This is a genomic window from Curvibacter sp. T50, assembly GCF_057219955.1.
Genome location: NZ_JBXVVU010000001.1, coordinates 1398531 through 1425505, shown reverse-complemented (window position 1 = coordinate 1425505; position 26975 = coordinate 1398531). Strand labels below are relative to the sequence as shown.

Sequence of the window (26975 nt, the reverse complement as noted above, 5' to 3'; positions counted from 1 at the left end):
GCTCAAGACTTGCTCAACCCGACACGTGTGATCTGGATGACTTGCTCGACCACCAGCTTGGCATTGTCCAAGCCCAGCGTGCCAAACAACAGGGGCAGCAGACCCTTGCGAATGGCAGCTTCAATGTTTTGTGGGTTGAGCGAGTTCTCGGCCACGGCGTCGCGCACCACGGTGTCCATCGCAATTGCTTGTTGCACCAGCTTGTCCGTCGCATCGCCACTCAGCGCGGCAAAGGCTTCATCTCCTAGGATCAGACGCATCGCGCCAAAGTAGGCCTTGGCATGTGGCTTGCCTGCCAGTGCATCCGGCATATCCGGGGTGGCACGGGCGTCCAGCTTTTCCTCAAAGGACTTAAACAGGGCGTACTGTTTCAGCGGATGGTCGAACATGGCCTCCGCTTCAGCGATGGCCTGACGCAGCAGTTCACCAAACACCTTCTGCGCATAGGGGTCGGCCGCCAGCTCCTGTTCGATGGTCTTGCGCAGCCGGGTCCGGATCATGTCCGTCTCATTGCGCGTTTTCTCTTCCGACCAGTCCTTCGGGTCTTCTGCTTGCCCCAACTGGTGCACCAGATAGACGCCCTCGGGTTCGCGCACTTCTGTACCGATGACCTGCTTGTCCACCAGCTTGCGGATTTGTTCTTCGTAGACGCTGTAATCCACCGTCTCCATGGCATCGCGGCGGGCAGTCTGCCGTAGCTCGGTGAAGAAACGGAGGTCGGCCTTGTACCGAGCGATTTGTGCTTCAGAAAAACTCTTGTCCTCAAAGAAGCTGCGTGAGGAGAGCGCGGTCTGCAAGCACAAGCCGAAGGCGGTCAGTGCCTCGTAGAAGTCGTCTCGCAGCTTCTGCCGCTCGTCGTACTCCTCGCCGTCACTTCCCTTCACGAACTTCGGTGCCAGCACCTGCCGGTACTGCTCGCGGTCGAGCTTGTTGGTCACCGAATTGAAGAACGACCAAAGCTCGTCATGCAAAGCTGGCAGGCGCTTGTACTCGGTGCTGAACTGGTGGTACAGGCCCTCCAGGTCGCTGATGTCAAAGCCGCCTTGTGTGCGAGCTTCCAAGTCCTGGTAGGCACGGATGGCGGTGTCGAGTTCCTTCAAGATGCCTCGGTAGTCCACCAGAACGCCGTACCGCTTGGCGTCATGCAGACGGTTGACGCGCGCCACGGCCTGAATCAGGTTGTGCCCTTTGAGAGGCTTGTCGATGTACAGCACCGTATTGCGCGGCTCGTCGAAACCCGTCAGCAGCTTGTCTACGACGATCAGCAAGTCGGGGGCGCCGTCTGTGCCAAAGTCGTTGACCACCTGCTTCTCATAGGTCTCTGCATCGTTGCCGCACGTGGCCATGGCCTGCTTCCACCACTTTTGCACCTCGGGCAGCGTTTCCTCGTCAACATCGGAGTTGCCTTCGCGTGTGTCCGGCGCCGAGATCACCACCGCACTGGTCACCAAGCCGGTGTCGTCCAGCGCCTTCTTGTAGCGGATGGCGTCGAGCTTGCTGTCGGTGGCCACCTGTCCCTTCAGGCCCAGCCCCAGCTTCTTGATGTTCTCGTTGAAGTGGGTGGCGATGTCCCAGGCAATCAACTCGATGCGGTTGGCCGCACCGTAGATGGCGCCCTTCTTGGCGAACTTCTTTTTCAGGTCGGTGCGCTGGGCATCGCTGAGGTTGCTGGTGATCTTCTCGAACCAGCGGTTGACCGCCTCTTCGTTGATGTCCAACTCGGGCACACGTTCTTCGTACAGCAGCGGGGCCACGGTTTCGTCTTCCACCGCGCGTTGCATGGTGTAGGCGTGCACGATGGGGCCGAACTTGTTGGCCGTCTTCTCGTCCTTGAGCAAGGGCGTCCCCGTGAAGGCGATGTAAGCCGCCTTGGGCAGTGCCTTCTTCATGCGCTCATGCGTCTCGCCACCGTGGCTGCGGTGGCCTTCGTCCACCAGCACGATCATGTCGGCCGAGTCGTTGCGGCACTCCGGCAGCTTGGACGCCGTGTTGAACTTGTGCACCAGTGTGAAGGTGATGCGCTCTGTACCCTTACCAATGCGCTGTGCCAAGTCACGACCAGACAGCGTGCGGCTCTTCTCACCATCTTTCTGCGTGGCGATGCTGGAACCAAAGGCCCCACCGGTCATGAAGTTGCGGGCGAGCTGGGTTTCCAGGTCAATGCGGTCGGTCACCACCACCACGCGGCATTCCTTCAAGGCATCCACCAGCAACAGCGCCTTGGTCAGGAACACCATGGTGAAGCTCTTGCCAGAGCCCGTGGTGTGCCACACCACGCCACCCTCGCGGCCACCACCCTGCGATTCGGGCTTCTTCTGGCTGATGCGCGCCAGCAGCGCGCGGATGCCAAAGAACTGCTGGTAGCGGGCCACGATCTTGCCCACCTTGCGGTCGAACAGCACATAGCCGCGCAGGAATTCAAGCAACCGTGCCGGGGTCAGCAGGCTCACCAGCAAGCGGTCCTGCTCGGTGGCCTGCATGGGGGCGCTCCACAGCGTGTCGAAGTACGCGGCCAGCGCGGCAGGCTTGCCGTCGAACAGCGCAGTGCGCACATCCGGCTTGAGTGCCTTGTTCTTGAGCGCCTGCATGTGGGCCTCATCCCATTCTTCTTCCCGCCACTTGGCCCAGAACTTGGCCGCCGTGTGCGTGGTGCCGTAGCGGCCCTCGGTCTGACTGATGGACAGCAGCACCTGGGCATAGGCAAACAGGTTGGGAATCTCGTCTGGCCGCTGGTTGCGCAGGTGTTGGCTGATGCCCTCGGTCACCATCGCCTTGGCGGGGTGGCTGCCGCCGCCCGACTCCGGCCGCTTGGCCTCAACCACCACCAGCGGTATGCCGTTCACATACGCCACCACATCGGGCGTGCGGTGGTGCGTGCCCTGCGCGGCCAGAACCTCCAGCTCTTCGGTCACATCCCAACGGTTGGCGTTCGCGTCAGCCCAGTCGATCACGGGAATGGTGGGCTGGTGCTTCTTGCCATCGGGCATGAACTCCGTCACCGTGATGCCCAGCGCCAGCTTGCCGTACAGCCGCTCGTTGGCGGGCATCAGCCCTTCGGCCAGGCTGAGCGCCGACAACTCCCGCACGATCTGGTCGATACCGCTGGGCGACAGCGGGTACCACTGGCCCTTGTATTCGTAGCGCCGGGTTTGAAGCACCTCGATCAGCCGGGGCTTGAGCAATACCTCGCGTGTGCTGCCACGCAAGGACAGCGCCTGCGCCGTGGTCAGGAAGTTCCAGCCCAGGTTGCACAGCAGGTGCAGCGCGGGCAGGTGGGCGCTGTACTGCTCGCGGGAGTTGGGCGTCATCGTCGTCATTTCCACAGCGGATGCACCTCCCAATTCGGCGGCAGCCCCATAGCAGCCCGCCAGCGTGGAGACGCTGTCAACCGACGAAGCAAGCCGGTGCACAGGCCACGCCAAGCAAGGCTTCCGCCTGACTTGTTCAGCAATACGGTCAACATCAGGAGCACACAGAATAGTCGGCTGTTGCTGGGCAGCATCGGCGCATTCCACTCTGGTTCCGGCATGGCTCGCGGCTTGATCGCCAGGTCGCGGTTCCAGAGGCGGCTGTGGTGCGCACAGACATTGCGCACGTAAGACAGGACATGAAGCCAGTCCTGCAAGCGTTTGGGGTGCAAGCCAAACGTTGCAGCTACCGCCGCTTTGTCGCTGTTCTGCATTCCCTTATAAAGCAGAGACAGTGCGCCGATGCTCACAACTTCGGTGCACATCCAGATGGGCATCGCGGGATAGTCCGAGTAGCGGCTCTGAAAGTGATCGACGAAGGCGTCAGTCGATCGACCCGTCTCCGTTCGAAGCTTGGTTACCCAGTCCGCGTGGTTGAACTGGGGATGAAAATTACCAGCCACCTCATGACCGAATGCGCCATGGGCCATGCCGAGCTGGTGGGTCACGGCCGTGCGAACGGAGACTTCCACACGCTCCAACGCATCCAGTACCAGCAAACGCAGCTCACGGTCGAACTCATACAGTTGGACGATCTGATCGAACGAGGTTCCAGCCTCAAATGCATCCAGCACGGTTCCAGCAGCATCCCTGACGCGAAAGGGATACCAGTACGCACTCAGGCGGTAGTAACTGGTCTTGGAGAGAAAGGCCTCAGCCGCTAAAGGCTCCGAGACCGCCATACCGCGCGCCACCAACTGCGCGACCTGCTGCGCATAGCTCAATGCAGGTTTGCCATACGGCACGAGGGCTGCCGTCACCATGTGCAACCTCGCCGGGCAAAAGAAAAGCCGCCAAGGTTGCGCTTGCAAAAGCAGAGGCGTGGCGGCTGTGTTGCCATTATTTTAGCATCACAAAGGTCTGAGAAACGAGCATCTACTCCAGCGGACACGCGGGTCACCGTTTTCATGTTTGAGCTTCCGTTTCGGTTGCGGGCAGCTTGACGCGGCGCTTGCCAGTCAGGAGCTGGGACATGAGGGCGGCTTTTTCTTGTCGCAATGCCTGCACTTGAGCCTGAAGCCGCACCTCCTCTGCCCTCGCCACGTTGATGACCTCAGCAATGCGCCGCTGTTCTGGCGCGGTGGGAATGTGGAGCTGCAGTTTGAAGAAGTCGGTCACGCTCACATTCAGCAGGCCGTGGTTTCGAGCACCTTCTTGTGCGATGCCTTCAATCTCCTGATTCAACAGGCCAGCTTCAAAGTAATGACGGAAGAAGTCGAAGTCGGCATCTACGTCGCCGCGCAGTCTGAAGCAGAGATACAGGCTTGAAACGACACCCGCGTCATAGGCCATCAGAGGCTTGATCGCCCCCATCGGGTAACCCGCCGAGTAGCTTTTGTTGTAGGCAAAGTCATGCCGGTGCAGCAGCGTGTAGCCGCTGAGGTTGGCACTGGCGACGGACTTGTTGAAGTAGTCGCGTTGGCTGATGAGCCCATGCTCCCCTGAGATCGTCAACACATTGGTGTTCTGCGTGCTGTTCTTGCGCGTAACCCGCTCAAAGACGGCATCTAAATCCACGTAGCGCCACTTATCTGAGAACCCAGGAAAGCGGCGGTGTCCTGACAACAACGACACCATTAGGTCGCGGGCGCACCGTAGGCTGTTGGCCAGCAACCGCTCCGCTGTAGCAATGGCTTGATCCCAGGTGGCGAGGATTTGGGCAATGCGGCGCTGCTCCGGGATCGGCGGCAGCACCACATCAATGGACTTCAGTAGATCTGTGTCGAGCTTTCCAGTCCCATGGCCTGCGGTATCGACCATATCCAATACCACGTGCTTCTTGCTTTGCAGTTGGTAAGCGAGGAAGCGGGCATCCAGACCTGGATTCGGGACGATTGCCTTGATGTCCTGGTTAAAAGCGACATCTCTCATGGCGAGGCTGATCGGGAGATCCTTTAGCAAGGCCATTCCACGTGTAACTACCAAGATCGAATTCACAGGGGCCACCGATGCTGCTGCTTTGCCAGCCTGGGTAAGGGTCAGCCCTGTCCTGTGGAGCCAAGGCGTTTTCATGTCTTTCACAGTCACCCAAGGAAAGTCGCCGGACCAATAATCTTGACGCTCCTTGCTGGGCGTGTTGCCAGAAAGTAGCTTTGTGCACTCCCCAAGCGTTGAACGCTTCCATCCCTTAAGCAGCATTACGTCCCCCTTTTTTCTTCGTCAGCCGCTTGGCCACCTTGCCCAAGGCTTCCACGGCATCGTTGTCGGTGGAGTTCGAACCCAGCATTCGGACGGCATAAGCCTCGCCTTCCTTCTCCAACGTCGTACGCCGCTGCGCCGCAAACTGCTCGTACTCACTCTGCGCATGAGCCACCGCCTGCTTGTGCGACACCTTGCCTGCGCCCACCAGCACCTGCCGATCGTTGAAGCTGAGGAAAGCGTCGAGCTTTTCGGCCCAGTCTTTCAGGAACACCTCTTTGCGGCGCGTGGCTTGGTCTTCGGCAAAGTCCAACCACATGGTGACGATGCGGTTCAGCTCTGAAATTTCCTGCTCGTTCAGGTAGTTCTTGGCCACGCCCACATCGGCTTTCTGCACCTGGCCCTTGCGGGTGGTGGTCAGGCCCATGTTGGGCTGGGTGTGGTCGGCACGGCGGCGGATGATCTCGGCGGCCGTCTGGCCCGACACGGCGTAGTGCAGCTTGTTCTGGATGATGCGGAAGAAGGCTGTGGTCTCGGGCAGCGTGGGGGCGTAGTCGGCCGCCAGCGCGAAGATTTCGCGCACCCGCAGGTACATGCGGCGCTCGCTGGCGCGGATGTCGCGGATGCGTTCCAGCAATTCGCCGAAGCGGTCTGGCAGCACCGAGTCCCCCACGGGCGGGTTCTTCAGGCGCTCGTCGTCCATCACGAAACCCTTGAGGAGGTATTCGCTCAGGTTGGCCGTGGCCCATTGGCGGAACTGGGTGCCGCGTGCCGAACGCGCCCGGTAGCCCACGGCCAGGATGAGGTCGAGGCTGTAGAAACGCACATTGCGGCGGACCAAGCGGCCACCCTCCTGGCGAACTTGTAAGCCAGACTTACAAGTTGCTTCGGAGTCGGCTTCACCCTCGGCATAGATGGCTTTCACATGCTGGGTGACGTTTTGCGGCGTGGTCTGGAACAGCGTGGCGATTTCGGCCTGGCTGAGCCACAGCGAGCCGCCTTCGGCCCGCATTTCTACGCGGGTGAGGCCGTCGTCAGTGGTGTAGAGAACGAATTCGCCCTGGCTTTCGGCGCTGGCTTGCGTCTTCAACGCCACCGATGCATCTATTGCCTTAGTCGGCGTGCTGGGTTTTGGCGCTTTACTCATAGCCCAACTCCTTCAGGTAGACGGCCATCTGGTTTTCCAGGCTGGCCAGTTCGGCTTTGAGCTGCTCACGCTCCTTGCGCACGGCCATCAGGTCGATTTCGGCTTCTTCCTCGAACGTGTCCACATAGCGCGGGATGTTGAGGTTGAAGTCGTTCTCGGCAATCTCGGCAGGCGTGGCGAGGTAGGCATATTTGTCCACGCTCTGCCGTGTGGCGGCGGTGGTCAGGATGCGCAGCAGGTCGGTTTCGCGTAGCAGGTTCTGGTTCTTGCCGGCCTCGAAGTCGCGGCTGGCGTCAATGAATAGCACTTTGTCGTCGGCTTTGTTCTTGCGGAACACAAGCACAGCGGCGGGGATGCCGGTGCCGTAGAACAGCTTTTCGGGCAGCCCAATCACCACGTCGAGCAGGTTCTCTTCGATCAGCTTCTGGCGAATGCGCCCCTCGGCAGCGCCACGGAACAGCACGCCATGCGGAACGACCACAGCCATGCGGCCGGTGCCGGGTTTCATGGTTTCGATCATGTGCAGGATGAAGGCGTAGTCGCCCTTGGTGCGCGGCGGCACGCCCCGGCGGAAGCGGCTGAACTTGTCGGCGTCGGCGCCCTCGAAGCCCCACTTTTCCAGGCTGAACGGTGGGTTGGCCACCACGATGTCGAAATGCTTGAGGCTGGCCGCACCGTCAAGCAGCTTGGGGTTGCGGATGGTGTCGCCCCACTCGATGCGGTGGTTGTCTTCACCGTGCAGGAACATGTTCATCTTGGCCAGCGCCCAGGTGCTGCCGATGGCTTCTTGCCCATAGAGCGCGTACTTGCGTGAACCGGTGTTCTCACGGATCAGGCGACCGCACTTCATCAACAGCGACCCGGAGCCGCAGGTGGGGTCGCATATTTCGTCGCCCTCTTGCGGCGCCATCAGGCGTGCCATCAGTGCAGAGACTTCGGGCGGGGTGTAGAACTCGCCAGCCTTCTTGCCGCTGGTGGAGGCAAAGTTCTTGATGAGGAATTCGTAGGCGTTGCCGATCACGTCGAGTTGGCCAACACGGCTGGGGCGCAAATCCAGCTCAGGCTTGGCGAAGTCTTCCAGCAGGTGGCGCAGGATGTCGTTCTTCTGCTGTTCGTCGCCCAGCTTGTTGGAGTTGAAGCTGATGTCCTGAAACACATCACGCAGCTTGGTGATGTTGGCCTCTTCGATGGCGTGCAAGGCCTTGTCGATGCGCTCGCCATTGCCGGGGCTATGCCTCAGGGTGTGCAGGGCATAGAAGCTGGCCCTGGCTGGCAGCACGAAACGCTCGTTCTTGAGCATTTCCTCAATCAGCTCCGGGTGGTCACCGTACTGTTTCTTGTAGGCGTCGTAGTGGTCTTGCCAGACATCCGACACGTACTTGAGGAAGAGCATGGTCAGGACGAAGTCCTTGTAGATGCTGGGGTCCACGGTGCCGCGGAAGGTGTCACACGCGGCCCAGACGGCGGCGTTGATGTCGTCCTGGCTGACAGAGGTGATTTCGGTGGTGGTGTCGTTCATGGTGTGGGTTCCCTGGTTTGTTCAGTGAGCGGCCTGTGCGGCATGCGCAAGACCTTCCGCGAGCGCCTGGAGTTGTTGCTCGCGGTTGTGAATGAGTCGGTGGAGGGTGTGTCGCTCCTGGCGCGCAAGGTCGGCCAGGGCAACGATGCGTTGCTGGTCTGCCAGCGACGGCACGCTCAGCGTGAGCGATTCCAGTACGGGGCGACGGATGCTCAGCTGGCTGCTGCCTTCAGCGGCCTGTTGAAGCTGACGCTGGAATGGGGGCTGGTTGATCTGCCAGGCCAAAAAAGCTGGCAGTAGCTCGGCCCGTGGCAACACTTGAAGCAGGAAGAAGTGCGGGCTGCACACGGCCGCACTGGGCGGCTCGTCAATGCAAACCGCATAAAACCGGGCACCTTTGGACACGAACAGGACGTCACCGGCTTTGAGCCAGTCTGGCTGTTTGCGGCCCGCTAGGGTGGTGCGCATGACGCCTGACCAGCTCACCCCAAGGTCTGGATCGACATCTTTCATTTGTACGGCCAGGGCTTCACCATCGGCCGACTCCTCAATGGAGCCCCGGAAGGGGTAACCACTTCGCAGGGTGGTTAGGTTTCCTATGACGGAATATTTTGCATCAATCAGCATGACGCAGATGATACCCGAGAATTCTCGGGTATCAAACTATTTTTGCATCATTGCGGATGATGCGAAATTTATGCATGGGGATGCTTGATCGGCGCCAGTTGGAGGCCCTTTATGGTGTCCGAGTGGCACATCACCCGAAACCACCTCTCGGGGGCAAGCCGTAGCTCTAGCTGCCAATCGTTGGACGGTGCGTCTCGCACCAGTTGAGGCGCTTCGGACAGCACATCTCCACGCACGGGTAGCATGGGGTTGAACTGATGCGACCAGTGCGCGCCTGCAGTGATGGGTAGCCAGTACTCTAAGTCGCTGACTTCGCACAGGCTGATGCGGAAGGGCAGCACCGCCTGGCCGCCACCGTACCGGCCAAAGACGCTGCCGTGCGGCCACCGAAGGTATCGGCTCGGGCTGTAGCACAGCAGGGCATGGTGCTCGCATTGCAGGGCAATGGCGCCAAAGCCTAGCCCCTGAGCCGAAGCGGAGGTGCCTTTTGTATCTTCGTTGGAGTCACACACGCGCAGGGCCGTGACCGTTTGACCCATCAGCACGGGGAAGAGGTACGGCCCGCGCATGGCTTACTTGCCGGCCGCCTTCGCCATTTGCGTGACGCCGATTTACCAGGACGGCGGGAGCCCGTTGAGGTCTGTGGTGCCAACCCGCAGGTGCAGTTTTGTGTCGGTATGGGGGTAGGGATCAACGACGTAGGGTTGTGCTGTCTTGCCATCGCTGGAAGTGTTGCGGTGATAGAGCACGCAGCGGCCGACTTCCCAGTCAGCGTCGTAGTCCACCATCACGATGGCTACCTCGGGCAGGTCTTTGTAGCTCGTGCACTCCTTCCACACGGTTGCCACCAGTCCGTTCCCGGCCAGCAGCTTGGCGATCATGTCGCCGTCGATCCATGCATGGTAGGGGCCAACCTTGGGGAGCCCGAGCCCTTCTGCCTGTCGAATGATCGCGTCGGTGGTTTTGCCGGACAGCATCGCGATGACGCAAATGGCATCGTCATGTCGATCTTGCTGGCCTATGCGTTTGAACGTGGGTTGGAAACTGGTGGGGGTGGGTGTAGTTGCCATTGAGATTGCTCCTGTGCGTGAAAGAAAAATGCGCACAGCAGCACCAGCCTCTGCGGCAAGGGCCGTCGGAGGCTTGGCGGTTAACGAGGGGGATGGCTGGCAGCCCGAGCGATAAACGGGGCTGCTGTGCGAGCGGTTGCCGTGCGCTGCGTGGTGTCCCCGAGCGGCGGCTTTTTCACGGTAGCACGGGGGCCGTGTGCGGATCGAGCGCCGTAAAACTTCGGCAGCCTGCACCTCTTACGACGCCGGGGCTGATCCGTTTCTACCGCCCTTGACCCATCTGTTGTGGATTCACGTCGCGGCACTCCGCGCGGACTGCTTCCTAGAACACCAAATCGACGCTACAATGCGAGGCTCTACGGAACACAGTTTTGTGGGTAGTGCCGGTGTAGCTCAGTCGGTAGAGCAGCTCATTCGTAATGAGAAGGTCGGGTGTTCGATTCATCTCTCCGGCACCAAAAAATCCATAAAAATCAACAAGTTAAGAAGCCGCCTCGTGCGGCTTTTTGCTTTCTGGCGCCGGGGCACAGCATGGCACACCGAGTTTGCGCCTTCATGTCTGTGCGTCAAGGTGCGTGGATCAATTTTGTGCTGTTCGCTTTCAACGACTTGGAGCCCAGCATGAACATCACCCCCGCCACCCGCCTGGAACTGAACCAGGCACTCGAAGGCCTCTACCAAGATGCGGCAGTCGCCATCGACTGGTCCGAGCTGTATCGCTGGTTTGGCGAGCAGCCCCTCAACCCCACCAGCTACGCGCAGATCAAGCTGGGCTGGGAGCGTCTATGCCGCGTGACCCATCGCCGCTATGAATTGCCTGAGCTGCGGCTGATCCTTGGCCCGGCAAAGCTGACGGTAATGCGTGACACGTTTCCTGACGAAATGCCTGTGATCTGTCTGAATGATCTTGCCGACTTGGCCGAAAGCATTGATGAGCCCTAAAAGCAGGCGGAGCTTGCGGACAGCATCGCGACCCGCAAAGTCAAGCTGATCGCATCCTTGACTACCTGTCGGGGTGTTTCAGCGTCGATGATCCAGCGCCGCCCGCTGGCGGCGTAGGCTTCTATCAAGCACCTCACCATTGCGTGGGCTCCTCATCGGCCTCGACGGCGTCTGTGGGTGGGCGCGGTACGGCGCGGCCTGAAACGTGGTTCGCGCGGATTTCCACCACACCATCCGGACGGGCAATGATCTGCACCCGGTCGCCAGCCTTCCATCCGACAACATCCAGAATCGCGACGGGTAACCGGCACCCAGTGGAATTGCCCCATGCTGTCAAGAGCGGCATCGCCTACCTCCATGTATATACAACGTATAGCCAGCAAATTGCCGAGGCCTGCTGGCGGCGTCGTGGTGGCTGTGTGTACGTGGAGTGGTGCCCCTGGCACCGGCGGTGGCTAGAAACCCGGCGCTGGCACAGTCTGTTGGCGAGCTGACGCTCGCGAACACAAAAGGGCTCCGCATGGAGCCCTCCTGGCTGATTGCTTTGCATGGGGTTGCCTATACGTTGGTGGCCTCCCCGGAGTTTTCATCGTCGTCACGGACGACAGGCACCGAGCCGACACCACGCGCCTTCTTCCCGCCGATGGTGATCCGCAATGGGGGTTTGCGCGGGCGTTCGGAATCGACGGCCGTGGCATTGGTGTGCTCCGGGTGCTGCGGTGCGCTCACCGGACGCAGCCAGTCGCTCAAGTACGGGTCACGACAGCGGAACAGGAACACACCTTGCTGGCGCTCCATTTCGCGCATGTCATGAGTGGCCTGGTCGAAACGCGCCGTGACGATGGCGATCTCCTTGTCGAAGTACGCGTTCAAGACCGACAAGAACTTCCGTGTCAGCATCAGTGGCAACAGCTCTACCGGCGGCTTGCGGCGGTTGGCATATCCAATCTGTTTGCCGATGGTGCCACTCAGTTCCGCGCGGTGGTCACGCAGTGAAACGCCAATCTCCACGCCACGCTTGCGCAAGATTGCGCCATGGCGGCTGCGCGTCGCCGGGGTGAGTGATTTGTTGAGGTCTTCGCCCGCGAAGTAACGATGCAAGGTGTTGCGCACACCCACGTGCAGGCCGGTTTGATTTACCTCGTCAATGGACTTTACAAAGGGAGTGGTCAAGCCAGCTTGCGTGAACACGTCCTCGATGGCGATGAGCACCTTTTCGGGGTCAAGGGTGCGGGGATCGTCAATGCCGTGTTTGACCAGCATCCCGCGCTCAAGAAACGGCTCGATGCGAATATCTGAGGCCACGGCGGCCCGCAGATGCTTGGCAAATGGCTTCATGTTCTCCGCAATGAAGCCCACCATGCGGGCCTTGCGTTCCGTGGGGCGTGCCAGCAGGGCTTTGAGGTAGGTGCGCAACATGGCACGGTCCACATGCGCGTAAGTGGTCATGGCCTTGTTGGTGCGCATCACCTTGACCTTCCACAGACGGTAGTGCGCCAGGCGCAAAGGCGACAAGCACTCTAGGTGGCGCAGCAAGCGTTTCTGGGCATTGGCGGCGGCCTTTGGTGAAGAGCAGCTTACGTGGTAGCTAGGCTCCATGTCTTCTAGGCGCGCGGTGTCGATGAAGTACTGAACTTCGCTGGGCGTGAAGCCGAAGTGCAGCAAGAACAGGCGGATGAACTTGGCGAGGGTGTGCAGGATGAACGGGATGTCGGTGTGCTCGCCCAGGAGGTAGTTCTGACCGCGCAAGATGGCGTTGACGGGCAGCCAGATGTGCAGCCGCCAGTAGATGTCGTTCTTGTGGCGCTCCTTCGCGGGTGTCATGCGGAATTGCGCACCGGTGAGCGGGCTTTGGTAGTAGCCGTCGGTGTGTTTGAAAGTTGTGCCGTTTTCTTGCAGGAACGCAACCTGCTGGAAACGGTTCGCGTCTGTGAATTTGACCGGTCTAATGAGGCCTGAGATGGTGGCGGCGTCGAGCATGGTTGCAATGTCGGTGGCTATTGTGGCGAGCAGCCATGTGTGCCGTTACTTGGCTGCTCGCCGCTGGGTTGAAGTACATGCCTGGCGTGCACTACCAGGCCTCGGTCGCCGTCTCTGACTGGCGAAACGGGTTTCGGCAACGGCCGGTGCGCAAGAGGTCGAGCACCCAGCCGAGGCCGACCGTGGGCCACATGCAGTAGGCTGGCAGATCGACATGCACGCCGCGTTCATGCCAGGTGACTTCCACATGGCCGGAAGTGGGCTCCGTGCGCACGTTGACGGTGGTGGTTCCCTCCGCCAGTTCGTTCAGCCGGTCTGTGTTTGCGAGCCGCGCCACTTGGGACATGCTTGCGGTGGCGTCGTTGCGCAAGTAGTGGTTCTCCAGGCAAAGCATGGCCAGGCCCAGTGCATCAATTCCCTCGAACGACGCCTCGCGAATGCGGAACAAGACGCCCACAATGCGGCGGTCGATCCAGTGTTTCGGCTCGAACATCAGGTCCATGTGCAGCAACGAGTTATCGTCGCCAAGAGTCACGAGTTGGCTGAAGATCGGTCGGCGGCTTTCGATGGCCTCGCGGTGAGCTGAAACAGCCTGCGGTCGATATGGCAAATGAAGTTCAGTCATGGCCCCACCCGTCGTCAAGTTGCAGGCCTGCATACTCCAGCGCGGCATTCCAACTGGTGTACTTGCCAGCCAGGACCGGCACGCGGCCGGGGCCGATAGGGTGGCTGCGCAAGTAGGCGATCAACGCTTTGACCGTGTCCGTAGTTGATTGCTCCAAAAGCCAACTCAGCCCGTGGTCTTTCCATTTGAGGGGCGAAGTCAACTCGATGGTCAGGTGCGATTTGCCATGCACAAAGACGTTAATTTCCTCTTCCTGGTGGTTCGCACTAATGTCGAAAGTGCCGACACCATCGATCTTGAAGTTGACTGTTTGGCGCGTTCGCTGTGCCGGGTCGTTCAAGATCACCGAGTGAAAAATCTGGATTCCGGCGACGGCGTGACGCAGCACCTGGTCTGGATCGCGATCAGCGCAATAGAGGCGGAAGGGAGTCGTGCCGACATTCACATCAAAGGTGGTTTCACCGGCTTCCGCAGGGTCGTTAGGGTTGTGGAATTTCATCGCCTGTAGGTCAGCCACTGGCACAGGCAATTGCCATTTGCGGTGCGAAATGGTCATGGTGTTCATGGCGTCACCTCCGTGTTGCTGTTCAGCCATTGCAGGTACTTGACGCGGTCGATGAAGACACGGCGTTGGCCTGGCGGGCGGATGACACAACGGTCGAAACCCATCGAGCGGCGGTACTTGCCATCGGGGTAGCGGTTCCAGGCTTCGGAATTGAAGATCAGGTGCCGCAGCGCACCGGGGCTGTGCGCGCCAAGCAATGCTGCCTCCAGGACCGTCAGCACGGGCTTCTCGTTGATGCTCAGTGGTGCTGCTGCCGGTGCTGCTTTACGTTTGCGGCGCACCTCGCTGGGCACGGCAGTGGAATCTGCGGCAGTATCCTGTACCGATGGGCTCAGGGACGTTGCAGCCATGGTTTGATCCTTGTTCGCAGGTGATGTCACGCCCTCAGTGCACGGTGTTCGATCTTGTGGACTGGGTGCCTCGACGTGCGGCGTAGTCTTGGTCTCGCGTGTGTCGCGAGGGCTTGATGTCATGGTCATACGTAGCTCCTTCCGTTTGAACGGATGGGCAGTGCATGGAGGGACCGGCTACGTGCACGGTATTGACGGAAGTGTGAGCTTCAGCGACTCAATGACGCACGCAACCAGCCTTCACCCGCTGCACTGCAGAGGTTGAAAGATGTCCGCTCAGCACGTTGCTGATGCGGGAGTTGGAGCCAAGCACTGCGCGGGACACAGAGCCCCGAGGGCTTGGACGATTGGTGGTCAGAGTCGAATTCAATGCGCGGGTCGTCTAACCCGCGTGGCGCGCACAGCACCAGTACGGCACCTGCGCTGCTGCCATCAGAGCGATGGCAACCACGCCGAGGTCATGAAGAGCTAGTCTCATGCACAACGGCGTGGGATCAATGCTATCGCCTGTCGCCGTGGACGCTCAAGAATGCTCCTGGCGCATACGGTGTTTGACACAACTGGACGGTCGGTTTCAGAGGTGTTTCCCAGTGAAGCGCGAGCAAACGTGACCGTCCTGTCGCCTTCTCAGTCGCGGCTTCCGTGGCCTCAATGACGTTGATGTCGATGACCGGCGAGGCGAATTGACCCGCTAAACGCTGGTCGATTTGGGCTCGGAGGCGGGTGTCGGAACAGTCAAGCGGGCCTCGTTCATCCGCGTCAGGACACCCGCGATGTGGGCCTTGCTGAGGTGGGCGTAACGCTTGACCATTTGCAGGTCTTTGTGGCCGAGGATTTCGGCGATTTCCGGGCCGCTGGCGCCTTCCATGGCCAACATGCTTGCCGTGCAGTGGCGCAAGTCGTGGAACCTGAAGTTCTCGATCTTGGCGCGGCGCAATGCCGTGTGCCAGGCTGTGCGCAACTCGACAGGGGTGTCCTGTTTGGTGTCGCTGGGGAACAGAAGGCGCTCACCTTTGACGACGCCCTTGTTGGCCTGCATGTGCTCTTGCCGCAAGGATTCAACGCGCGCTAGGCCCTGGCCCGTCAGAGGTACGCCGCGACGCTCGCCGTTCTTGGTTTCGTTGAGGATGACCAGGCTTGGCAGCCCCTGCACGTCGAGCAACAAATCTTGCCAGCGCAAATTCATGATCTCGCTATGGCGCATGCCTGTGGCGAGAGCAACTTCGACAACCACGGACAGAAACTTATTTTCCGACTGCGCGATGGCAGCTCGCAGGCGTTCGAGTTCTTCAACGGTCAAGTAGCGAATGCGGCCGTTGGCGACCTTCGGCTTCTTGACCTTTTCCATCGGCGATGCAGGCAACCAGCCCCATTCCTTGGACGCCACGTTGAAGGCGTGAGAGAGCACTGCCATGTAGCGCACGACAGTGGCGGGCGCGCGCGGCTTCGGCGTCTTGCCACCTACCGGCGTTGCCAGCAACTCGTCCCTGAACTTGCCAATGATGGCGGGCGTGATGTCTGCCAGGCTGTAGCGGCCAATCTTGCTGATCCACCAGTCCAGTTGAGGGCCCTGAGTGCGCAACTCTTTCGGTTTGTGCGGGATCAGTACGCGGCTGCGGTAGTCCTCCAGCATTTCTTCCACGGTGTGGCGCTGAGCGATGACGTGGGGCATGAGGCGCCCGTCGAGCAGTTCGGCCTCAGTCCGCTCTCCCCACGCCTTGGCTTCCTTGAGCTTGTCAAAGGTCTTTGTCTGAGGCGGAAAGCCTCGCAGGCGAACTTGGACGTGATACCGGATCGTGCCGGAGGAGTCAGTGCGTTTTCGAATGCTTGCCATGTGTTTTCCCCTTCACGCTTGAAAGTTGAGGGAGACACGGAGCACATCGGGGTTGACTGTCCTGGGCCTTCTTGGCACAACTTGGGCGCTGTGCCATGAGTGTGCCAAACAACAAAAAAGCGCCACACAGGTGGCGCTTAAGTTGTTGATGCTGATGAGTTTTTTGTCAGTTTTTCGGAGGTATGAGCAGTTCATTACGAATGAGCTGCTCTACCGACTGAGCTACACCGGCGTAAGCCCTAAATTATAGCGGGTTGTGGTAGCTGGTTACCCGCTCCACTTCGTTTTTGGAGCCCAGGATCACACTCACGCGTTCGTGCAGCGTGCGCGGCGCGATGTCCAGGATGCGCTGGCGGCCATTGGTGGCGGCGCCGCCGGCCTGCTCGATCAGCCAGCCCATGGGGTTGGCCTCGTACATCAGGCGCAGCTTGCCCGGTTTGGTGGGTTCGCGTCTGTCCCAGGGGTACAGGAAGACGCCGCCGCGGGTCATGATGCGGTGCACATCTGCGACCATGGAAGCCACCCAGCGCATGTTGAAATCCTTTCCGCGCGGGCCTTCCTTGCCCTGCAGGCATTCGTCGATGTAGCGGCGCACCGGTTCGTCCCAGTGGCGCATGTTGCTCATGTTGATGGCGAATTCCTTGGTGTCTTCCGGGATGCGCACATTTTCTTCGGTCAGAACGAAAGAGCCTTGCTCCCGGTCCAGGGTGAACATCGCAACGCCGTCGCCCACCGTCAGCACCAGCGTGGTCTGAGGGCCGTAGACACAGTAGCCCGCGGCCACCTGCTGGCAACCCGGCTGTAGGAAGTCGCTTTCTTCCACGCCGCGGTCACCCTCCGGCTTCCTGAGCACGCTGAAGATGGTGCCGATACTCACGTTGACGTCGATGTTGCTGGAGCCGTCCAGCGGGTCGAACAGCAGCAGGTATTCACCTTGGGGATAGCGGTTGGGCACCAGGTAGATGCCCTCCATCTCTTCGGAGGCCATGGCCGCCAGGTGGCCGCCCCATTCATTGGCTTCAATGAGTACTTCGTTGGCAATGATGTCCAGCTTCTTTTGCACTTCACCCTGCACGTTTTCGCTGTCGGCGGAGCCCATCACTTCACCCAGAGCGCCCTTGTTGACGGCCAGACTGATGCGTTTGCAGGCGCGCGCGACCACTTCGAGCAGCAGTCGCAGCTCCGGCGGGATTCGGCCATCGTGGCGTTGTTGCTCGACCAGATAGCGGGTCAGGAAAACTCGTTTACTCATCAGGCTCTCCAGAAAAAAGGGACAGTTTTGGCCGCGAACTCAATCGGCAAGCGCCCGGGTGACCACTTCGCGCAGATCGTTGCTCAGGTCGTTGCGGGCGGCAACCCGTGCAATGGCTTCGCGGGCGGCGGTGCGCCAGGGGTCGGCCAGTTTTTTCCAGCGGTCGAGCGCGCGGGCCAGGCGGGCGGCGACTTGCGGATTGAATGTGTCCAGTTCCAGCACCCGTTCGGCCCAGAACACGTATCCGGCGGCGTCGGCACGGTGGAATGCACCGGGGTTGGCATTGCAGTAGCTGAAGATCAGGCTGCGCGCACGGTTGGGATTGCGCAAAGTGAAATCGGGATGCTGCAACAGCTGGCGCACGCGCGGCAGCACGTCGCCGCCGCGGTCCGGCGCTCCGGCCTGCAGTGCGAACCATTTGTCCAGCACCAGCGCCTCGTCGCGGAACAGGGCATGAAAACGCGTGAGCGCTTCGGCCGCGAGCGGATGCGCACTGCCGACCAGGGCGGACAGCGCCGCAAAGCGGTCGGTCATGTTGCCGGCGTCCTTGAAACGCTGATAGGCCCGGCCGGGCCAGATCACGTCACCGCTTGCACGGGCCGCCAGGCACAACATCGTCAGCGCCAGGCCCGCCAGTGCCCTGCGTCCGCAGGACTGAGGATCGGGCCGGTAGGCACCGGTATCTCGATGTGTTTCCCAGGCCCACTGCCAGTCAGCCTGCAATGCCCGGGCCATTTGCTCACGCATGGCTTCGCGCACCGCATGGATGCGCTGCGGATCGACGATGTCCAGTTGCTCGGCAATGTAGGTCTCCGAGGGCAGGGTCAACACCAGTTCCTTGAAGGCGGCATCCAGAACCGGGTGACGCAGCACGCTGCGCAGGGCGTCCAGGCAGGCGGCGTCCAGCACCGGCGCGCCGGCCGGGTCGGCATCGCTGCGGATGAACTCCAGGGCCCGCTTGAGGGCAAGACGCTGGCCCGCCTCCCAGCGGTTGAAGGGATCCGTGTCGTGGGCGAGCAGGGTCAGCAACTGTGCATCGCTGTAGTCGAATTCAAGGATCACCGGCGCCGAAAATCCGCGCAGGATGGAGGGTACCGGCGGCTCCTTGACGCCATCGAAAACCACCGTCTCGCTGCCTTCGGTCAGCACATGGGTGCGCGCGGAGCCGGAAATCTCCCGGCCATCCGCGTCCAGCAGACCCAGCGCGAGCGGGATCACAAAGGGTTCCTTGGTCGACTGGCCGGGGGTTGGCGGGCAGCTCTGGGTCAGGGTCAGGCTGTAGCGGCCCGAGGCGGCGTCATGGTGCCCGGTGGCGGCCACCCGGGGTGTGCCGGCCTGGCTGTACCAGCGCTTGAACTGGGGCAGCAGCGCCGCCAGAGGCGAGTCCGGGTTTGCGTCGGCAATGGCTTGGGCAAAGTCATCGCAGGTAACCGCCTGTCCGTCGTGGCGCTGGAAATACAGTGTCATGCCACGGGCGAAACCGGCACGTCCCAGGGGGTCGCCCTCGGTCGCGGCCAGCGTCTGCATCATGCGCACGACCTCGGCACCCTTTTCATAGATCGTGACGGTATAGAAGTTGTTGATCTCCAGGTACTGGTCGGGCCGTACCGGATGGGCCATCGGGCCGGCGTCCTCGGGGAACTGGGCAGTGCGCAGCACCCGCACGTCTTCGATGCGCTTGACGGCGCGGGCGCTGGCTTCGCCGGCCATGTCCTGGCTGAACTCCTGGTCACGGAAGACGGTGAGCCCTTCCTTCAGGGACAGCTGAAACCAGTCCCGGCAGGTGATGCGGTTACCCGTCCAGTTATGGAAATACTCGTGGCCGACGACACTTTCTACGTTGCCGAAGTCGGTGTCCGTGGCGGTGGCGGGGTTGGCAAGCACGAACTTGGTATTGAATATGTTCAGGCCCTTGTTCTCCATCGCGCCCATGTTGAAGTCGCTGGTGGCGACGATCATGAAACGTTCCAGGTCCAGCGGCAGCCCGAAGCGTGCCTCGTCCCATGCCACGCTGGCCATCAGGGAGTTCATCGCGTGTTCGGTCTTGTCCAGGTCGCCGGGGCGCACGTACACCTGCAACAGGTGCTCCTGCCCGCTGCGCGAGACGATGCGCTGTTCCCGGCTGACCAGCACCCCGGCCACCAGGGCGAACAGGTAGCTGGGTTTGCGATGCGGGTCCACCCATTTCGCGAAATGTCGGCCGTCGTCCAGATCGCCCTGGTCGACGAGATTGCCGTTGGACAACAGCACCGGGTACTTTGCCTTGTCGGCCCGGAGCGTCACGGTGTAGCTGGCCATCACATCCGGGCGGTCCAGGAAGTAGGTGATGCGGCGGAAACCCTCGGCCTCGCACTGGGTGAAGAACGATTCGTTGCTGACGTACAGGCCCATCAGCTTGGTGTTTTTGGCCGGGACACAGGTGGTGAAGATCTCCAGATCGAAAGGCTCGGGGCCTTCGGGCAGGTTCTCCAGTACCAGCTGGTTGCCGTCCATCTTGAACGAAGTGCCGCTGCCGTTGACCAGCACCCGGGCGAGGTTGAGCTCCTCGCCGTCCAGACGCAAGGCCTGGGGCGCGACGTCCGGGTTGCGGCGCATGCGCATGCGGTTGAGCACGCGGGTCTTGGCAGGATCGAGGTCAAATCCCAGATCGACGGTGTCGATCCAGTAGGCCGGCGCGGTGTAGTCCTCGCGGCGGATCACCGAGGCTTGTCCTTCACGCATCATGGGGAAACTTTCCGGGTTGGGGCAGGGGTCAGATGCCTTGCTTGAGCGAGGCTTCGATGAAGGCGTCGAGATCGCCGTCCAGCACTTTCTGTGTGGCCGAGATTTCGACGTTGGTGCGCAAGTCCTTGATGCGGCTGTTGTCCAGCACGTAGCTGCGGATCTGGTGACCCCAGCCGACGTCGGTCTTGGTGTCTTCCAGCTTTTGCTGCTCTTCCATGCGCTTGCGCATCTCATGGTCGTACAGGCGCGAACGCAGGCGCTGCCAGGCGACATCCCGGTTGCTGTGCTGGCTGCGGCCGTCCTGGCACTGCACCACGATACCGGTGGGGATGTGTGTCAGGCGCACGGCCGAATCGGTCTTGTTGATGTGCTGGCCACCGGCACCGCTGGCCCGAAAGGTGTCGGTGCGCACGTCGGCGGGGTTGATGTTGATTTCGATCGAGTCGTCGATTTCCGGATAGACGAACAGCGAAGCGAATGACGTGTGTCGCCCGCCCGAACTGTCGAACGGGCTCTTGCGCACGAGCCGGTGCACGCCGGTCTCGGTGCGCAACAGGCCATAGGCATAGTCCCCTTCGATCTTGATGGTGGCACTCTTGATGCCGGCGGTGTCCCCCGGCGTTTCGTCTTCCACGGTGGCCTTGAAACCCTTGCGCTCGGCGTATTTCAGGTACTGGCGCAGCAGCATGCTGGCCCAGTCGCAGGCTTCGGTGCCCCCGGCGCCGGCCTGGATGTCGACGAAGCAGTTCAGCGGGTCGGCCGGGTTGCTGAACATGCGGCGGAATTCCAGCTGTTCGACCAGGGCAGCCAGCCTGGCTCCCTCGGCCTCTATGGTGAGCAGGCCGGCGTCGTCGCCGTCTTCCTTGCTCATCTCGTACAGCTCGCTGTTGTCGGCCAGCTCACGCGTGAGTTCGGTGATGGTGACCACCACCGAATCGAGCGCCTTCTTTTCCTTACCCAGTTCCTGGGCTTTTTTGGGGTCGTTCCAGACTGCCGGGTCTTCGAGCGATGCGTTGACGGTTCTCAGTCGTTCCGCTTTGGCATCGTAGTCAAAGATACCTCCGAAGGTCTTCAGTCCGCGCGCTCAGGTCTGCCAGTTGCGCGCCGATCTGGTTGATGTGTTCTGCGTCCATGAATGTGATGTCCTGCGTGGAGAAAAGGGGTCCGGCCGAGGGCCTGGGGGCTCTGGCGGGACGGCAACCGCGTATTTTCTCACGCGAGGAAATTTTCGATCAGACCCGCCAGAATGGCTGGCTGGTCGTGGTGCAGCATGTGACCGGCGTCCGCTACCACCGCAACGCGGCAATCGGGCACCGCCTTGAGTCGATCATGGTAATCGGCCAGGCTGTAGCGACCCTGCCACCACTGCTGCAGCGAGTCGCCTTCGGCCTCCACCGCCAGCGTGGGGGCCTGGATGGCCTGGAAAACGGCCTGGGCTTCGTCCACCCGGTACAGGTGGGGGTTGACAATCTTGTGCGCGGCGTCACCCAGAATGGCCCAGGAGCCGTCTGCTGACGGCCGGGCCCAGTGGCCCGCCAGCCACAGGGCCCGGTCGGCATCGAGCCGGGGGTTGGTGCGCACCAGGCGGTCGGCCACGGCCTGGCGACTGGGGTAGGTCTTCAGGCCCAGCTCGCCACGGTGCAATGCCTTGAGCTCGTCGATCCACTGGCCATAACGGCCCGCGGCCTGTGCGGGTCGGGTCGCCGGCATGCCGAATCCTTCGAGGTTGATCAGGCGCCGGATGCGGGTCGGGCGGATGCCGGCGTACAGCATGGCGACATTGCCGCCCATGCTGTGGCCCACCAGGTCAACGCTCCGGTCGGGCGCCAGCGCGTCCAGCAGGAATTCCAGGTCGGCCAGGTAGTCGGCAAAGCCATAGTGGTCCACCCCCGGGTGGTGCGCCGTGTCGCCGAAGCCGCGCCAGTCCGGTGCCAGCACCATGCGGCCATCCAGGAACGAGCCGGAAAACGCGTCGACCATGAACTGCCACGAGGCGCCCACGTCCATCCAGCCATGCAGCAGCACCAGCGGCGGTTTGTTGTTGCGCGGTTCGCCCCATTGGCGCAAGTGGTAGTTCAGACCGCGAATCGGGATTGACCGGGTGTGTGCGTCGTATCGGACTTGGTACATTCGGCCGATTATTCAGGAGACAGGCATGCCACGCAGTCAAGCAGGCAACAGGGCCGCGCGCAGCGCCGGCGCGGTGGATCAGTATCGGGCGCTTCATGCGGCTTTTCGCTGGGAGGTTCCCGAGCGCTTCAACATGGCCCGGGTGTGCTGTTCGCGCTGGGCAGAAGCGTCGTCCGGCGCGGTCGATGGTGAAAAAAGAATAGCAATCATCGACCATTCCACGTCGGGTATCGGCACCAGTCATTCCTATCGCAGCCTGTTTGAGGCCGCCTGCCGCCTGTCACGGGCATTGCAGGCGCGGGGCGTCCAGCAGGGGGACCGCGTCGCGATCGTGATGCCGCAGCGGTTCGAGACCGCGGTGGCTTACATGGCCGTTCTCCAGATGGGGGCAGTGGCCATGCCGCTGTCCATGTTGTTCGGGCCGGAGGCCCTGGAGTTTCGCCTGCGCGACAGTGAAGCGATTCTGGCGATCTGCGACGAGGCATCCATCGACGCGCTGAGCGCGGTTCGCGGGCGCTGCCCCCAACTGCGCTGCGTGATCGGTGCGGGCGCGGCGGGAGGGCGTGCCGATCTGGCGCTGGCCGATGCGTTGGCGGCGCAGCCGCCGCAGTTCCGGATCGTCGACACAGCGGCCGACGATCCCGCGGTCCTGATCTACACCAGCGGCACGACCGGCAACCCCAAGGGCGCGCTGATTCCCCACCGGGCGCTGATCGGCAACCTGAGCGGCTTTGTCGCGAGCCAGAACTGGTTCGGCTTCGATGGCGTGACCAATCAGGACACGCAGGCCGTTTTCTGGTCGCCCGCCGACTGGGCATGGACCGGCGGCCTGATGGATGCGCTGCTGCCGACGCTGTACTTCGGTCGGCCGATCGTCGCCTGGAACGGGCGTTTCAGCCCCGAACTGGCGTTTTCGCTGATGCAGCAGCACGATGTGACCCACACCTTCCTGTTTCCGACCGCGCTCAAGGCCATGATGAAGGCCTATCCCCGACCGCGCGAGCAGTTCCGTCTGGGTTTGCAGGCCATCATGAGTGCCGGAGAGGCTGTTGGCGATGCGGTGTTTGCGTACTGCCGTGACGAACTGGGGGTGACGGTCAATGAAATGTTCGGCCAGACCGAGATCAACTACATCGTCGGCAATTGCGCGCGTTACTGGCCGGCGCGCCCCGGCAGCATGGGCAAGGGCTATCCGGGACACCGGGTGGCGGTCATCGACGACGCCGGGGTGGAATGCCCGGTCGGTGTTCCCGGCGATGTGGCGCTGCACCGGCTGGACGTGCACGGCCAGCCCGATCCGATCTTTTTCCTCGGTTACTGGAAGAACGAGGCCGCCACCCGCGCCAAATACACCGGCGACTGGTGCCGCACCGGCGATGTGGCGGTGCGCGACGCCGACGGTTACCTCTGGTACCAGGGCCGCGCCGATGACGTGTTCAAGGCCGCCGGCTACCGCATCGGCCCCGGCGAGATCGAAAACTGCCTGGTCAAACATCCGGCGGTGGCCAATGCCGCCGTGGTCCCCAAGCCCGACCGCGAGCGCGGGGCCGTGGTCAAGGCCTATGTGGTTCTTGCACCGGATTTCATAGCACAAAGAGACCAATTTGCGATGGGCAAGGTAGCTTTCGAGGCGGAAATCACGGCCGCATTGCAAACCCATGTGCGCGGCTTGCTTGCGCCCTACGAATACCCCAAAGAGATCGAGTTCATCGACCAGTTGCCCATGACAACCACCGGCAAAGTCCAGCGGCGTGTTTTGCGCCTGCAGGAGGAGGAGCGCGCCCGCGCCGACGGTCGGTTGTAGTGCCGCGGTACTGCGCCATTTCCCCGCCCCGGCGCCTGCACAGGCGGCAACCCTTGCGTACACTTGGCCGCTGTGTGTGACCTTTGACGAGCCATCGTCCGTATCGACCATGAATCTGATTGCCCTCGGCGCCAGTGATCTGCGCGTTTCGCCCGTCTGCCTGGGCACCATGACCTTCGGCGAACAAGTGGGTGAGGATGATGCCCACGCCATTCTCGATCGGGCGCGGGCCCGGGGCGTGAATTTTCTCGACACGGCCGAGATGTATGCCGTGCCGGCCCGACCCGAAACCTGCGGCGCGACCGAGACCATCCTGGGCAACTGGTTTGCCAAACATCCGGGGGTCCGTCAGCACATGGTGCTGGCCACCAAGGTCGCCGGCCCGTCACGGGGGATGCCCTGGATTCGCGAGGGCGGCGGAATGACGGCCGCCGATATCCGCGCCTCGTGTGATGCCAGCCTGCGCCGCCTGCGCACCGACGTCATCGACCTCTACCAGATCCACTGGCCCGAGCGCCATGTGCCTGCCTTCGGTATCCGTTCCTACGATCCGGCCAAGGAGAAATCCGCGACGCCGATTCTGGAGCAGCTGCAGACCCTGGGCGAACTGGTGCAAGCCGGCAAGGTCCGCTACATCGGTCTGTCCAACGAAACACCCTATGGCGTGCACGAGTTTGTGCGTCTGGCCGAGCAAATGGGCCTGCCACGGGTTGTCAGCGTGCAAAACCCGTATTGCCTGATCAACCGCAGCTACGAAAACGCGCTTGATGAAACTTGCCATCGTCTGGGCGTGTCGCTGCTGGCCTATTCGCCCCTGGGCTTCGGGCTGCTGAGCGGCAAGTACGATCAGACCGGCATTGACCAGCCCGAGGCGCCCCAGGGTCGCATGGCCCGTTTCGACAGCATGAAAAAGCAGCGCTGGGGTCGCCCCGAAGCCCTGGCCACCGCGCGCCGCTACAACGCGCTGGCCCGCGACCATGGACTCTCCCCCACCCGGATGGCGCTGGCGTTCTGCTACACCCAGTGGCGCGTGGCCAGCACGATCATCGGTGTGACCTCCATGGAGCAGCTGGATGAGGACCTCGACGCCTGGGGCACCCGCCTGAGCGCCGAACTGCTTGCTGCGATCGACCGCATCCGCCAGGAGCACTTCGACCCTGCCATCTGAGTGGTGCAGCCCTTGGCCGGAATGCCCGCTCCGACTCCAACGCCACTCCATGTCGCACCATGGCCCGAAAAGACCACGTATCCGAAACCCCCGCCACTGCGTTGCTGAGGGCCAACCGGGTGGCCTTCACCGAGCATCCCTATGAATGGCTGGAGCATGGCGGCGCCACGCACAGTGCCGAGGTGCTGGGATGGGATCCGTTTGCCGTGGTCAAGACCCTGGTGATGGAGGATCAGGACGCCAGGCCGCTGCTGGTGCTGATGCACGGCAACCGCAAGGTGTCGACCAAGAACCTGGCGCGCCAGATCGGGGTCAAGTCGGTCGCACCGTGCAAGCCGGAAACCGCCAACCGCCACAGCGGCTACCTCGTGGGGGGCACGTCGCCGTTCGGCACCCGGCGGCAGATGCCGGTCTTCATCGAGGAGAGCATCCTGGCGCTGCCCCGAATTCTCATCAACGGCGGCCGCCGCGGCTATCTGGTCGGGATCGACCCGCAGGTGTGCGTGGAACTGCTCGGCGCGCGACCGGTGCAGTGCGCCCTGCCCGGTGACTGAGGCGGCGGCGCGACCATCGCCGTCCGCGCTGGCACAATCCGCGCAGTTTTCTGCGGAGAAAGTGCCTTGGACTTCCTGTATTCCTTTGTGGCCACGGTGGTGGCTTACCTGATCGGTTCGCTCAGCTTTGCGGTGATTGTCAGCCGGCTTATGGGCCTCAATGACCCGCGGACCTACGGCAGCAAGAACCCGGGCGCCACCAATGTGCTGCGCTCGGGCAGCAAAGTTGCGGCGGTGGTGACGCTGCTGCTGGATGCGGTCAAGGGCTGGCTGCCGGTTTTTCTGGTTCAGCTTTACGGCAAACCCTTTGGCCTGGGCGACGCCACGGTCGGTCTGGTGGGGCTGGCGGCGTTTCTTGGCCATCTGTACCCGGTGTTTTTCCGCTTCCAGGGAGGCAAAGGTGTCGCCACCGCAGCGGGAGTGCTGTTTGGCATTGATCCCTGGCTGGGGCTGGCAACGGTCGCCACCTGGGGCATCGTCGCCTATGCGTTCCGGTATTCCTCCCTGGCCTCGCTGGTGGCGACGGCATTTGCGCCTTTCTTTTACATTTTTGGTGACCGGGTGCAGTGGTACATGGCCCGGCCGGTGCTGCTGTGCATCTTTGTCATGGGCATGGCGCTGTTCTGGCGCCATCGCGAGAACATCAACCGCCTGCTGGAAGGCAAAGAAGCCAAGCTGGGAACCAAATCGTGAGCGCGCTGCAGCGCCTGCACGTGGCCGCCCGGTACAGCGAGGCGGCGGTTTTCAATGGCGTGGTGTACCTCGCCGGCATGGTCCCCGAATGTCTGGAGCTTGACATCCGGTCACAGACGGCCGATGTGCTGGCCCAGGTCGACCGGCGGCTGGCGGAGTGTGGCAGCGACCGGTCGCGGATGTTGCGGGTGCAGATTTTTCTGGCCGACATCGCCGACATTGCCGCCATGAACGAGGTGTGGGACGCCTGGGTGGTCCCTGGCACGGCGCCACCCCGTGCGACGGTGCAGGCGGCGCTGGCCAACCCGGACTACCGGATCGAAATCGTCGTTACCGCCGCCGTTCAGGATCGTTGATTTTGCTCCTGAAAATATAGCTGAAAACG

The 26975-nt window shown here is 61.8% G+C and carries 23 protein-coding genes and 1 tRNA gene; 7 read left to right on the top strand and 17 right to left on the bottom strand.

Features of this window, described 5'->3' with window-relative positions:
* Window positions 1-2: 2 nt before the first annotated feature.
* From AC2EBU_RS06775 to AC2EBU_RS06740, 8 genes are all read right to left on the bottom strand, one after another.
* Window positions 3-3308: a type I restriction endonuclease subunit R gene (locus AC2EBU_RS06775; RefSeq protein WP_484609601.1), complete on the bottom strand. Its 3306-nt coding sequence runs from the start codon at window positions 3306-3308 to the stop codon at window positions 3-5.
* 5 nt (window positions 3309-3313) lie between these two features.
* Window positions 3314-4231, bottom strand: coding sequence for an Abi family protein (locus AC2EBU_RS06770; RefSeq protein ID WP_484609600.1), 918 nt, complete (start codon window positions 4229-4231; stop codon window positions 3314-3316).
* 142 nt (window positions 4232-4373) lie between these two features.
* Complete coding sequence (locus AC2EBU_RS06765) at window positions 4374-5606, bottom strand: restriction endonuclease subunit S (RefSeq protein WP_484609599.1); 1233 nt, start codon at window positions 5604-5606, stop codon at window positions 4374-4376.
* A complete protein-coding gene (locus tag AC2EBU_RS06760) occupies window positions 5596-6753 on the bottom strand; it encodes a virulence RhuM family protein (RefSeq protein ID WP_484609598.1) in 1158 nt (385 codons plus the stop codon). The genes AC2EBU_RS06765 and AC2EBU_RS06760 overlap by 11 nt, the downstream gene beginning before the upstream one ends.
* Window positions 6746-8272 (bottom strand): type I restriction-modification system subunit M, encoded by a 1527-nt coding sequence (locus tag AC2EBU_RS06755; RefSeq protein WP_484609597.1) that lies wholly within the window; start codon window positions 8270-8272, stop codon window positions 6746-6748. Before AC2EBU_RS06755 ends, AC2EBU_RS06760 begins: the two co-directional genes overlap by 8 nt.
* A gap of 21 nt (window positions 8273-8293) precedes the next feature.
* On the bottom strand, window positions 8294-8899 hold the full coding sequence (locus tag AC2EBU_RS06750; protein ID WP_484609596.1) for a restriction endonuclease subunit S: 606 nt from the start codon (window positions 8897-8899) through the stop codon (window positions 8294-8296).
* A gap of 68 nt (window positions 8900-8967) precedes the next feature.
* Complete coding sequence (locus AC2EBU_RS06745) at window positions 8968-9468, bottom strand: hypothetical protein (RefSeq protein WP_484609595.1); 501 nt, start codon at window positions 9466-9468, stop codon at window positions 8968-8970.
* 42 nt (window positions 9469-9510) lie between these two features.
* Complete coding sequence (locus AC2EBU_RS06740) at window positions 9511-9969, bottom strand: hypothetical protein (protein ID WP_484609594.1); 459 nt, start codon at window positions 9967-9969, stop codon at window positions 9511-9513.
* A 382-nt stretch (window positions 9970-10351) separates the two neighbouring features.
* Between AC2EBU_RS06740 and AC2EBU_RS06735 the strand changes: the two genes are divergently transcribed.
* Window positions 10352-10427 (top strand) — tRNA-Thr (locus tag AC2EBU_RS06735).
* Between the two features lie 163 nt (window positions 10428-10590).
* Window positions 10591-10911: a hypothetical protein gene (locus AC2EBU_RS06730; protein WP_484609593.1), complete on the top strand. Its 321-nt coding sequence runs from the start codon at window positions 10591-10593 to the stop codon at window positions 10909-10911.
* 558 nt (window positions 10912-11469) lie between these two features.
* Here AC2EBU_RS06730 and AC2EBU_RS06725 read toward each other — a convergent pair.
* The 9 genes from AC2EBU_RS06725 to AC2EBU_RS06685 form a co-directional block, all read right to left on the bottom strand.
* Window positions 11470-12891, bottom strand: a complete 1422-nt coding sequence (locus AC2EBU_RS06725; protein WP_484609592.1) for a hypothetical protein — start codon at window positions 12889-12891, stop codon at window positions 11470-11472.
* A 91-nt stretch (window positions 12892-12982) separates the two neighbouring features.
* A complete protein-coding gene (locus AC2EBU_RS06720) occupies window positions 12983-13516 on the bottom strand; it encodes a hypothetical protein (protein WP_484609591.1) in 534 nt (177 codons plus the stop codon).
* Complete coding sequence (locus tag AC2EBU_RS06715) at window positions 13509-14081, bottom strand: hypothetical protein (protein WP_484609590.1); 573 nt, start codon at window positions 14079-14081, stop codon at window positions 13509-13511. Before AC2EBU_RS06715 ends, AC2EBU_RS06720 begins: the two co-directional genes overlap by 8 nt.
* Window positions 14078-14431, bottom strand: a complete 354-nt coding sequence (locus AC2EBU_RS06710) for a hypothetical protein (protein WP_484609589.1) — start codon at window positions 14429-14431, stop codon at window positions 14078-14080. Before AC2EBU_RS06710 ends, AC2EBU_RS06715 begins: the two co-directional genes overlap by 4 nt.
* Window positions 14432-15122: 691 nt before the next feature.
* Window positions 15123-16265, bottom strand: a complete 1143-nt coding sequence (locus AC2EBU_RS06705) for a tyrosine-type recombinase/integrase (RefSeq protein ID WP_484609588.1) — start codon at window positions 16263-16265, stop codon at window positions 15123-15125.
* A 244-nt stretch (window positions 16266-16509) separates the two neighbouring features.
* Window positions 16510-17517, bottom strand: coding sequence for a class 1 fructose-bisphosphatase (locus AC2EBU_RS06700; RefSeq protein WP_484609587.1), 1008 nt, complete (start codon window positions 17515-17517; stop codon window positions 16510-16512).
* 39 nt (window positions 17518-17556) lie between these two features.
* Window positions 17557-20238 (bottom strand): aminopeptidase N, encoded by a 2682-nt coding sequence (gene pepN, locus AC2EBU_RS06695; RefSeq protein WP_484610129.1) that lies wholly within the window; start codon window positions 20236-20238, stop codon window positions 17557-17559.
* 31 nt (window positions 20239-20269) lie between these two features.
* Window positions 20270-21374 (bottom strand): peptide chain release factor 2 gene (gene prfB / locus AC2EBU_RS06690; protein WP_484609586.1). Its coding sequence is split into 2 segments (ribosomal slippage): window positions 20270-21292 and window positions 21294-21374, totalling 1104 coding nucleotides; the frame shifts between segments, so codons are not numbered across the junction.
* A gap of 79 nt (window positions 21375-21453) precedes the next feature.
* Complete coding sequence (locus AC2EBU_RS06685; protein ID WP_484609585.1) at window positions 21454-22371, bottom strand: alpha/beta fold hydrolase; 918 nt, start codon at window positions 22369-22371, stop codon at window positions 21454-21456.
* Between the two features lie 25 nt (window positions 22372-22396).
* Between AC2EBU_RS06685 and AC2EBU_RS06680 the strand changes: the two genes are divergently transcribed.
* From AC2EBU_RS06680 to AC2EBU_RS06660, 5 genes are all read left to right on the top strand, one after another.
* Entirely contained in the window at window positions 22397-24175 is a 1779-nt protein-coding gene (locus tag AC2EBU_RS06680) for an acetate--CoA ligase (protein WP_484609584.1), read from the top strand.
* Window positions 24176-24284: 109 nt separating this feature from the next.
* Entirely contained in the window at window positions 24285-25343 is a 1059-nt protein-coding gene (locus tag AC2EBU_RS06675; protein ID WP_484609583.1) for an aldo/keto reductase, read from the top strand.
* A gap of 59 nt (window positions 25344-25402) precedes the next feature.
* On the top strand, window positions 25403-25897 hold the full coding sequence (locus AC2EBU_RS06670; protein ID WP_484609582.1) for an aminoacyl-tRNA deacylase: 495 nt from the start codon (window positions 25403-25405) through the stop codon (window positions 25895-25897).
* A 66-nt stretch (window positions 25898-25963) separates the two neighbouring features.
* Window positions 25964-26590 carry a glycerol-3-phosphate 1-O-acyltransferase PlsY gene (gene plsY / locus AC2EBU_RS06665; protein ID WP_484609581.1) on the top strand — a complete coding sequence of 209 codons (627 nt, stop codon included), beginning with the start codon at window positions 25964-25966 and terminating at the stop codon, window positions 26588-26590.
* The gene (locus AC2EBU_RS06660; RefSeq protein ID WP_484609580.1) at window positions 26587-26946 is read left to right on the top strand and encodes a RidA family protein; all 360 of its coding nucleotides are present in this window, start codon (window positions 26587-26589) and stop codon (window positions 26944-26946) included. The genes plsY and AC2EBU_RS06660 overlap by 4 nt, the downstream gene beginning before the upstream one ends.
* Window positions 26947-26975: the final 29 nt, after the last annotated feature.

Excerpts from the sequence above, each read along its gene's own strand:
- AC2EBU_RS06700 (WP_484609587.1), bottom strand. The coding sequence starts at position 17,517 with ATGAGTAAACGAGTTTTCCTGACCCGCTATCTGGTCGAGCAACAACGC.
- AC2EBU_RS06775 (WP_484609601.1), bottom strand. The coding sequence starts at position 3,308 with ATGACGCCCAACTCCCGCGAGCAGTACAGCGCCCACCTGCCCGCGCTG.
- AC2EBU_RS06685 (WP_484609585.1), bottom strand. The coding sequence starts at position 22,371 with ATGTACCAAGTCCGATACGACGCACACACCCGGTCAATCCCGATTCGC.
- AC2EBU_RS06680 (WP_484609584.1), top strand. The coding sequence starts at position 22,397 with ATGCCACGCAGTCAAGCAGGCAACAGGGCCGCGCGCAGCGCCGGCGCG.
- AC2EBU_RS06725 (WP_484609592.1), bottom strand. The coding sequence starts at position 12,891 with ATGCTCGACGCCGCCACCATCTCAGGCCTCATTAGACCGGTCAAATTC.
- AC2EBU_RS06730 (WP_484609593.1), top strand. The coding sequence starts at position 10,591 with ATGAACATCACCCCCGCCACCCGCCTGGAACTGAACCAGGCACTCGAA.
- AC2EBU_RS06675 (WP_484609583.1), top strand. The coding sequence starts at position 24,285 with ATGAATCTGATTGCCCTCGGCGCCAGTGATCTGCGCGTTTCGCCCGTC.
- AC2EBU_RS06770 (WP_484609600.1), bottom strand. The coding sequence starts at position 4,231 with ATGGTGACGGCAGCCCTCGTGCCGTATGGCAAACCTGCATTGAGCTAT.
- AC2EBU_RS06740 (WP_484609594.1), bottom strand. The coding sequence starts at position 9,969 with ATGGCAACTACACCCACCCCCACCAGTTTCCAACCCACGTTCAAACGC.
- AC2EBU_RS06760 (WP_484609598.1), bottom strand. The coding sequence starts at position 6,753 with ATGAGTAAAGCGCCAAAACCCAGCACGCCGACTAAGGCAATAGATGCA.
- AC2EBU_RS06755 (WP_484609597.1), bottom strand. The coding sequence starts at position 8,272 with ATGAACGACACCACCACCGAAATCACCTCTGTCAGCCAGGACGACATC.
- AC2EBU_RS06715 (WP_484609590.1), bottom strand. The coding sequence starts at position 14,081 with ATGAACACCATGACCATTTCGCACCGCAAATGGCAATTGCCTGTGCCA.
- AC2EBU_RS06720 (WP_484609591.1), bottom strand. The coding sequence starts at position 13,516 with ATGACTGAACTTCATTTGCCATATCGACCGCAGGCTGTTTCAGCTCAC.
- AC2EBU_RS06705 (WP_484609588.1), bottom strand. The coding sequence starts at position 16,265 with ATGGCAAGCATTCGAAAACGCACTGACTCCTCCGGCACGATCCGGTAT.
- AC2EBU_RS06670 (WP_484609582.1), top strand. The coding sequence starts at position 25,403 with ATGGCCCGAAAAGACCACGTATCCGAAACCCCCGCCACTGCGTTGCTG.
- AC2EBU_RS06750 (WP_484609596.1), bottom strand. The coding sequence starts at position 8,899 with ATGCTGATTGATGCAAAATATTCCGTCATAGGAAACCTAACCACCCTG.
- pepN (WP_484610129.1), bottom strand. The coding sequence starts at position 20,238 with ATGCGTGAAGGACAAGCCTCGGTGATCCGCCGCGAGGACTACACCGCG.
- AC2EBU_RS06765 (WP_484609599.1), bottom strand. The coding sequence starts at position 5,606 with ATGCTGCTTAAGGGATGGAAGCGTTCAACGCTTGGGGAGTGCACAAAG.
- AC2EBU_RS06710 (WP_484609589.1), bottom strand. The coding sequence starts at position 14,431 with ATGGCTGCAACGTCCCTGAGCCCATCGGTACAGGATACTGCCGCAGAT.
- AC2EBU_RS06745 (WP_484609595.1), bottom strand. The coding sequence starts at position 9,468 with ATGCGCGGGCCGTACCTCTTCCCCGTGCTGATGGGTCAAACGGTCACG.